The following is a 7289-nucleotide window of genomic DNA, read 5'->3' as shown; positions in this document are numbered from 1 at the left end:
CGCCCACTCCGTCAGCTGATCCCGGTTTTCGCAAATATATTCGGAGGTCTCGACGTTAGGTCCATATCAAACCGAGGACCCCAGCATCGGCAGGATCGCCCGCGACGCCGGCGCCGGTCGGCGTTGTCCAACACTCGAGGTGGTCACGATTGGCTGTGCATTGATCGACAGCCTTCGACACAACCAGGGAATCGGTCGAGCCGTGGCGGGCACGCGCTCGCGCGCCGCATCACCCGGGCTAGGTCATACCGGTCTGGTCCGGGCGTCGGTGCGAACTGCGGCGGAGTAAGGATCTACGCGGACGGTGAGGCGCCGCGGCTACGCGTAGCTGTGGCCTTCGAGCTGCGAGCTACGCGACGTCGATGACCGAGTCGGTGATCTTTCCATCGACTCGGCCATTCATCTGCCCGGGTTGTCTTGCGGGGTGAGTGCGTGCTGAGGGGGCACCACTGTTCGACGTGCAGACACCCGCGGCCATTTCCGACCGGCACGGTGAACGTAACAAGACCGAGCTTGTGCACTGTCGGTCTGTGACCAGATGAATCTGGCCGACGACGATGATGCGTTGGCAGGTTCGACTTACACCGGGGGAGTAGCCGTGCTCCTCGGATGTCTGGCATCTTGCCCGTCGAGTTCATCGGATACCCACGCCACGGTGACGGCCGCTCGGCGGGCTACCCGAATTCAATACTCGAACAGGCCAACTTTTCACTCCGGACGAGGATCGACTGTCTGTGGGTGCCGGGGGAGATCGAAGTCGAGTTCGATTCGACCCCGCACTAGGTGGCCCATCATGTCTTCGGCGGGCATCGGCCTAGCGATCAGAAAGCCTTGCGCCCGATAGCAACCGAGCCCTACCAATGTGCGCGCGGCTGCGGCCGTCTCAACTCCCTTGCCCACGACGCCCAGACCGAACGAGCCAGCCAGCCCCATAATGGCTTTGACGATCACCAGGTCGTCGTTGCTGTCGCCGAGACGCTGCACGAAGCCGCGATCGAGCTTCACCGCGTCCACAGGCAGGGCCTTGAGGTGCGACAGCGAGCTGGAGCCGGTTCCGAAATCGTCGATGGCGATCTGTATGCCTAGCCGCTTGAGTCCGCGCAGAGTGATTCTGGTCCGTGTAAGGTCTTGCACCACAACATGTTCGGTGATTTCGAGGCAGATGGAGCTACCGTCGACACCGTAACGTCGCAGCAAGGATTCGATGCGCTCGACGAAGTCGAGGCTGACCAGTTGTGCTGGAGACACGTTGATCCGAAGTACGACCCTTTCGGCCAAGCCCTCTCGACGCCACCGTGCGAACTCGGCCAAGGCGTCCTTGATCACCCAACGCCCCAACTCTCCCGCCAGGTTGGTGGCCTCGGCGGCGGGGACGAACATCGCGGGCGGCAGTAGGCCTCTGGTTGGGTGTTGCCAGCGGACCAGCGCCTCGACCCCGGTGATGCTGCCAGTGCGGAGGTCGACCTCGGGCTGGTAGTGCAGCAGCAGTGACCCGTCGGATATGGCCTTGCGCAGGTTGAGCTCCACATCGTCACGCAGCTCGAACTGGGCGTGCATCGCATCAGTGAATACCGCGATACCACTGTTACTGTCAGATTGCGCCGCTTGCAGGGCACGCTCAGCTCGGCGCACGAGCTCAGACGCCGAGGTCTCTCCCGGATCAGCCACCGCAACCCCGACGCTCGCCGCTCGGCTCACCAACTCGCTGCCGAGAGTGACCCGGCCCTGGACGACTTGCTGAATCCGTTGGGCTTCCAGTTCTGCGGCTATGACATCCATCGGTTCGTGCAGCACGATGACGAACTCGCCACCACCGAATCTGGCGATCATGTCGGTGGGTTCAAGATTCTGTTTGAGCCTGCTGGCCAGGGCGCGGACGAAGTTGCGGCCAGCGCTATGCCCGAGAAAGCTGTTGAGTGACTTCAACCGATCGAGATCCAGGAACAGCATAGCCACCGGTCCCGGTCTACCCGTTTCGAGCCGATCTACTAGTTTTCCCATCAACGCGTGCTGGTTCAGCAGCCCGGTCAGGTCGTCGTGCAGGGCCATGTACCGGAGTTGTTCCTCGGCCAAGACGCGGGTGTCGAGCAAGGCGAACAATGCGGCAACTGTCTTGAGCAGATAGAGGTCAGACGGTGTCCACTCGCGCTGTCCCGAGGCGGCGAAACCTAGTGCACCGGAGGGTTCGCCGTGGGAAAGCAGTGGCACCGTCACTGATGTGGCAACCGAAATCCCGCGGGCGCGCCGGAACAATTGCCAGTAGCTGGCAAAGTCGATCACCGGATACACGACCAGCGGGTCGGTCAGGTGCTCGAGCTGATGGATGACGGGGTCGGCATCCGTGAAGTCGATGACGGCAAACGGATCTGGATCAGGAGTGTGGGTACGGTGCGGCCACTCAGCGACCAAAACAGAACGTCGACGATCGTGGTCGGTGTGGCGGAGGTAGCCGAACTCGACTCCGAAGAAGTCCACCAGCTTCGCTAGAACCCGCTCTGCTGCCGCCACCACCGTTTCTGAATCGGCAGCCATGAAGTCCTTGGCCACCTCGGTCACCAGAGACAGAGGCGATATCTGCCGGTCATCGACGATCGGCAAGCTGTCGTCCACCTCATCGACGAACCGAAGGTCCCTCGGAGCGGGGTCGTCGAGCTGTCCCGCTCGGTTTCGGGCGAGCGCGAGTGGGTGGTCGCCGGTCTCGCCGCTGATATACGGAATGGGGAATCGGTGTGAGCGCTGCGCGACTTCACGCAACGCTTCGAACACCGTTACGACGTCGAGGAGCTCAGGTCCGCCATCGATCCCGTCCCTGAGGATATTCGTGAATGCGCGGGTGAAGACTGGGCCGCCCACGTCGCGAAGCGCAGCCTGGTAGGGCCCAGTCGATGCTATGACCAGGCTGGTCGGAATGCGGACGAGCCCGTCCAGCGGCCCCATAACTTCGTCGGTGAGTGCTTGCCCGGCTGCACATGCGTCGATCACGACGAGCACGCGTTTCGCCTTACTGGCCACGACCAGCTCGCGGATTGTCTGGTAGGCGATCGCGGTGTACTCGATATCGGGATCGGTGTCGCTAGCCGCCAGCAGCAACTCGCCCCGGCGTGAAATCAAGCCATGTCCGGCGAAGTAGACGATCAAGCTGTCGGTGGCCTGGTCGGCAGCGCGCCGAACACCGTCGAGGGTCTCGGCCCGTGTAGGTGAGTCAAGAAGGATCAGGTTGTCGCTGTCGATGACGGGGTCAGCAGGATCGGTCAGTAGGTGGGCGAGCTGTTGGACTGATGAGGACGTGCCGGGCAACGATGCCAGTGCATCTGTGGCGTAATTCGTCACACCGGCCATCACTGCCATCGAACGGTCCCGGTCGGGCAGGAACGCTCCCATCGTGGTCACTTCGGCAGAGGCTGTCAGCGCGGCTGTCACGACCAGGTCGGCTGCTGGATCCTCGTTGCGCATGGACTGCGTCGGCAGTCGGGTGGGCGTGACTTCATCCAGGCGAGCACGTGTCCACAGCTGGTCGATGGCATCGCAGCAGTCGCTGATGTGCTGCTCCCGGTCCGTGGTTGGGCGGCGCGATTCCTGGGCCAGTACGTCCACGACCGACATCAGGAGCGGCAGTTTGGGAAGGGTTGTGGATTTGAATAGCTCGGCGACGGTGTGGTGGCTGACTTTGCCGACTTTGCGGGCGATATCGCGGGTGCTGAGCCATCCAGCGCGGTCGTGCAGTTCGTGCAAGGCCGACATCAGATCGTACAGCGGCCCCGGCGGCAGCTGTGGAAACACCAGCCTTGCCACCACGCCTCCTCTATACCTGGCCGGATCTGTCGGATTCTGTCTGTCGCTGTAGAACTTTGCCGATGACCGCACAGTATGCGGGCAACCGCGTCTGCGCACGGGTTTGACGCCGAAACGTACCCGCATCCTTGACTCACAGCGAAATACGTTGTCGGAGAGCCGCTCTCCGCGCATGGAAGGTATTCACGATGACTAGGGATGTACCACCGCCGTTGTCGGAAATTCCGCCGAACTCGTTGATGGGCTTTGGAGTTGCGAGTGCGCTCGGCGCCGCCGCTGGCTTCCTGGCTGGTTGGGATGCAGGCATCACCGTGTTCGTGGTCGCCGTTGAGTACTTGTCGCAATCGACCACTCCACCGGTGAATCGATAGCCTCGTCGGTAACCCAGCGCTTGGCCCGGCCGTAGTTGCTTGCAGGCGGGCCAAGCGCTGTGCGGCAACTGCTCACCCTGACGGCTTACATGTCGGCGGCTCGGTGCCACGGCTCCCACGCGGCCGAGGACGACAAGGGCTCGGCAGAGATCGCGGGCTTTGGCCCACACCGGAGCGGGCGGGCTGGGTGGGGTGGACAATTAGGTGTCGCAGGTGATAGCCGTATCGGCGCGGTCGTGGGCGATGAATCGACGGTGGTCCTTCACTGGATCGAGCGGTTCTGGGGAGTCAGAGAGTGCTGGGGGCACCACTGTTCGACAGACAAGCGCCCGAGGCCGTTCCCGGTGTAGATGGTGAAAGCCACGAGTTCCCAGCCAGGTCGATCCGAAACTCTCGCCCACGCACGCAGAAGCCCCGGGTATGGTCCCTGACAATCGGAGCCCGCCGCTGCGGCTGCCACGGTAGACCTTGTTGACACCGAAATGGGCGGGACGGGTCACGATCGCGGTGCCCAGGTCGACGGTGACCGGTTGTGGTGGATCCACGACCAGCCGTATCCCCGGCAGCTCCTCAGGCCACGACTCGAACAACGACGATGATCCACTCATCGCGGATCCTGACGGTAGCCCTGACAACCTGTGGGGGACCGGGGCTGCAACGGGCGGCATCGCAGTTCCTGGTCGCCGGACCGGTAGACACAGAACTGTTGTTTCAGGCGCTCGCCGAGGCGGGTGACGATGTCGTCGACGTGGTCGGCGGGCAGGTTCGCGCCGAACGCGGTGGCGTCGAGGAGCTGCTGCCGGACCGCGGCCAGGGTGGCCGCGGCCCAGTCCGGACGCGACATCTGGGTCATGCCCGGGAGCTTACAGCGATTCGAACATACTTTCGATAGATGGGTGGGCGCACTAGCATCACGAGCGCCGCAGCCAGCGATTCTTCGAGCACCGTGATGGTTCGGCGGGCGGGGCCGAGCGGCTTGCGTTGCCATTGCATCGGACGTGCGGGCACTGGTCAGGCGGCTCGAGCTTCGGGTGTGTCGGTAGGGGAGTCGAGGTCGATGTCGTTGTAGTCGAGGTGACCGATCGTTGCGAGTTCGACCGGGACCAGCTCGTGGCCGACCTGCTGGAGAAACTGCAGGTACCGGCCGACACCGGCATCGCTGTAGCGCCACGAATCTTTGACGGCTCGTTTTTCGAGGGCGCCGAGGACGAGTCCGAGGATGATGACCTGGCAGCGTGCCGGTTTGGCGGTCTCAACTGCTTGTTGCAGGTCGCGCCGCCAGGTTCCTTTGCCGCCGAGTAGTTCGGCGCCGGTCTCGAAGGCGTTGTACTCACCGAGCAGCGCGGGCTCTGCGACCAAGACTTCGGCGATGAACTTCGCAGCGGGCGGGGGTGCAGTTTTGCGGGCGAGCAGCTGGGTGACGAACTCCCGGCGGACCTCCATCGCGGCCAGTCCCTGCTTGTTGAGCTCACGCACCCGCCTGGCCGCCAACCGTTCCTGCTCGCGTCGCGCGGCCGCTTCGGCTTCGACCTCGGCTCGTCGCGCGGCCAGCTCTTCACGGGCGGTGGCGTTGTCGAGGTCTGCAGCGGTGTGGTCTTCGTCCTCGCTCATGTCGATGCCGTGGTCGGTGGGTTCGTCGTGCATGTCGCTGGCCAGGTGTAGCCCCGTTGCATCGAGCAGTCGAGTGGGCAGAAAGTAGTCGGCTTGCCACTGGTCGTGTTGGGTGACCTCGCCTGCGTGGCGCAAACCATTCGCGGGTTCGCGTTCGGGATCACGCTCGGTACTCCAGTCGACGGTGGCCGCGTCGACGATCGCACCGGTGTCGCGTTCGACGGTCACCAAGGCCCTGGATCGTTCGATCCACACCAGCCAACCCGCATCAGCCGAGAGCTCGTCGAGATTGATCGGACCACCGTTGGTATCGACCAGGTCGCCCGCGTGCACCAGTACAGGATCGGGCCCATCGCAGTCCGGGTAGTCGTCCAGAACACCGAATCCGGCCTCGGCCCAGCGCAACCCGGCGGCGTAGTAGGCGCGCCGCTCGGCACGGTCGTTGGCGATCAAGCGCGCTTCGTAACTGAAATGAGTGCGAGCAGCGAGCAACTGCGCCACCGCGTCGGTGTCGCCGATATTTTCGTACTCGGCCACAGTCGCGGCCTGGTCGAAATCGAGCTGCCCGTCGTCGACGGCCTTACGCGCGGTTACCGAGGCGCCGATCTTGCCGGCTTGTTTGATCTCGTCGCGCTTGGTCTGCAACGCTTTGCCGACGCGGGTGACCGAGGCTCCGAGGTCGAGAGCCAACGCGATCCCTGCGGCGCGGTCACCGTCGGTGAGCGCGATCCGGCGGTCGTTGACCGTGATCTGGGCCAGGATCCGGGAGATCTCGGCGTCTTTCGCGGTGAGGGTTTCATCGGGTGCGATCAACCAGACCGGGACCTGCTCGATCCCGACCGCGATCGCGGTCAAGGTTCGTAGCTGCCCATCCCGAACGACCGCGGTGGGGTCGTCAGGGTGGCCGTAGGCGGTGATCGGGGTCAGCACTCCGTGTTCGGCGACCGAGTCGGCAAGCTCGGGAAAGTCATCGAGGTTGAACGTTTCGCGCACGTTGTTGTCGATCACGAGGTTTGCGGGGTCACGAAAGACCGCGACCGCGTTCACTGGGACGCCGACGGGATCGGGAACTGTGTCGGCATCTGCTGTGGGGTCGGTGTCCGGGCTTGTCTGGCCGAGGGGCCCGACCATGTCGTCGAGTGCGCTCTCGTCCGCGGTATCGATGTCGGCGACGTTGTTGGGAGCGTCGGTGTCTGATGCCATGGGAAAGGTCTCCTGATTGTCAGACAGGTAGGCACTGGATGCGATGGTGCTGTCCGGTGCCTACCTGGGTAGGGAACTGTTGTTGCGCTGGGTGTTTCAGCCGTCGGTCTTGGTTCGGGTGGTGAGGTTGATCGGGCGTAGGTGGCGGGCGCCGACGTCGTTGGGCTCGGTGTAGGCCCAGTGCTTGCCCTTCCAGCCGGGGTCGCTCTCCTGCCAGCGGTGGACGGTGGTGGGTTGCAGATCGGTCGCCGGGCCGGCGACACCGAGATGGGTTGCGAGGTCGAGTTCGGGGCGGGTCAACGTATCGGTCAT

At 63.8% G+C, this 7289-nt stretch carries 4 protein-coding genes; all 4 read right to left on the bottom strand.

The window, feature by feature from the left end; genetic code table 11:
- Window positions 1-708: 708 nt before the first annotated feature.
- The 4 genes from ACFWPX_RS03115 to ACFWPX_RS03100 all read right to left on the bottom strand — a co-directional run bounded on the left by ACFWPX_RS03115 (window position 709) and on the right by ACFWPX_RS03100 (window position 7289).
- Window positions 709-3792 carry an EAL domain-containing protein gene (locus tag ACFWPX_RS03115; protein ID WP_378925483.1) on the bottom strand — a complete coding sequence of 1028 codons (3084 nt, stop codon included), beginning with the start codon at window positions 3790-3792 and terminating at the stop codon, window positions 709-711.
- Between the two features lie 975 nt (window positions 3793-4767).
- Window positions 4768-5016, bottom strand: coding sequence for a DUF6374 family protein (locus tag ACFWPX_RS03110; protein WP_378925481.1), 249 nt, complete (start codon window positions 5014-5016; stop codon window positions 4768-4770).
- A 158-nt stretch (window positions 5017-5174) separates the two neighbouring features.
- Complete coding sequence (locus ACFWPX_RS03105; RefSeq protein WP_378925479.1) at window positions 5175-6977, bottom strand: ParB/RepB/Spo0J family partition protein; 1803 nt, start codon at window positions 6975-6977, stop codon at window positions 5175-5177.
- 96 nt (window positions 6978-7073) lie between these two features.
- On the bottom strand, window positions 7074-7289 hold the full coding sequence (locus ACFWPX_RS03100; RefSeq protein WP_378925477.1) for a hypothetical protein: 216 nt from the start codon (window positions 7287-7289) through the stop codon (window positions 7074-7076).

Source organism: Nocardia sp. NPDC058518 (assembly GCF_042719655.1).
Taxonomy (GTDB): Bacteria; Actinomycetota; Actinomycetes; order Mycobacteriales; family Mycobacteriaceae; genus Nocardia.
The sequence above is the reverse complement of the archived record's forward strand: the minus strand, read 5'-3'. Positions and strand labels throughout refer to the sequence as shown.

What these genes read in the sequence shown, in the direction of transcription:
- ACFWPX_RS03110 (WP_378925481.1), bottom strand. Translation starts at nt 5,016, where the DNA reads ATGACCCAGATGTCGCGTCCGGACTGGGCCGCGGCCACCCTGGCCGCG.
- ACFWPX_RS03105 (WP_378925479.1), bottom strand. Translation starts at nt 6,977, where the DNA reads ATGGCATCAGACACCGACGCTCCCAACAACGTCGCCGACATCGATACC.
- ACFWPX_RS03100 (WP_378925477.1), bottom strand. Translation starts at nt 7,289, where the DNA reads ATGACCGATACGTTGACCCGCCCCGAACTCGACCTCGCAACCCATCTC.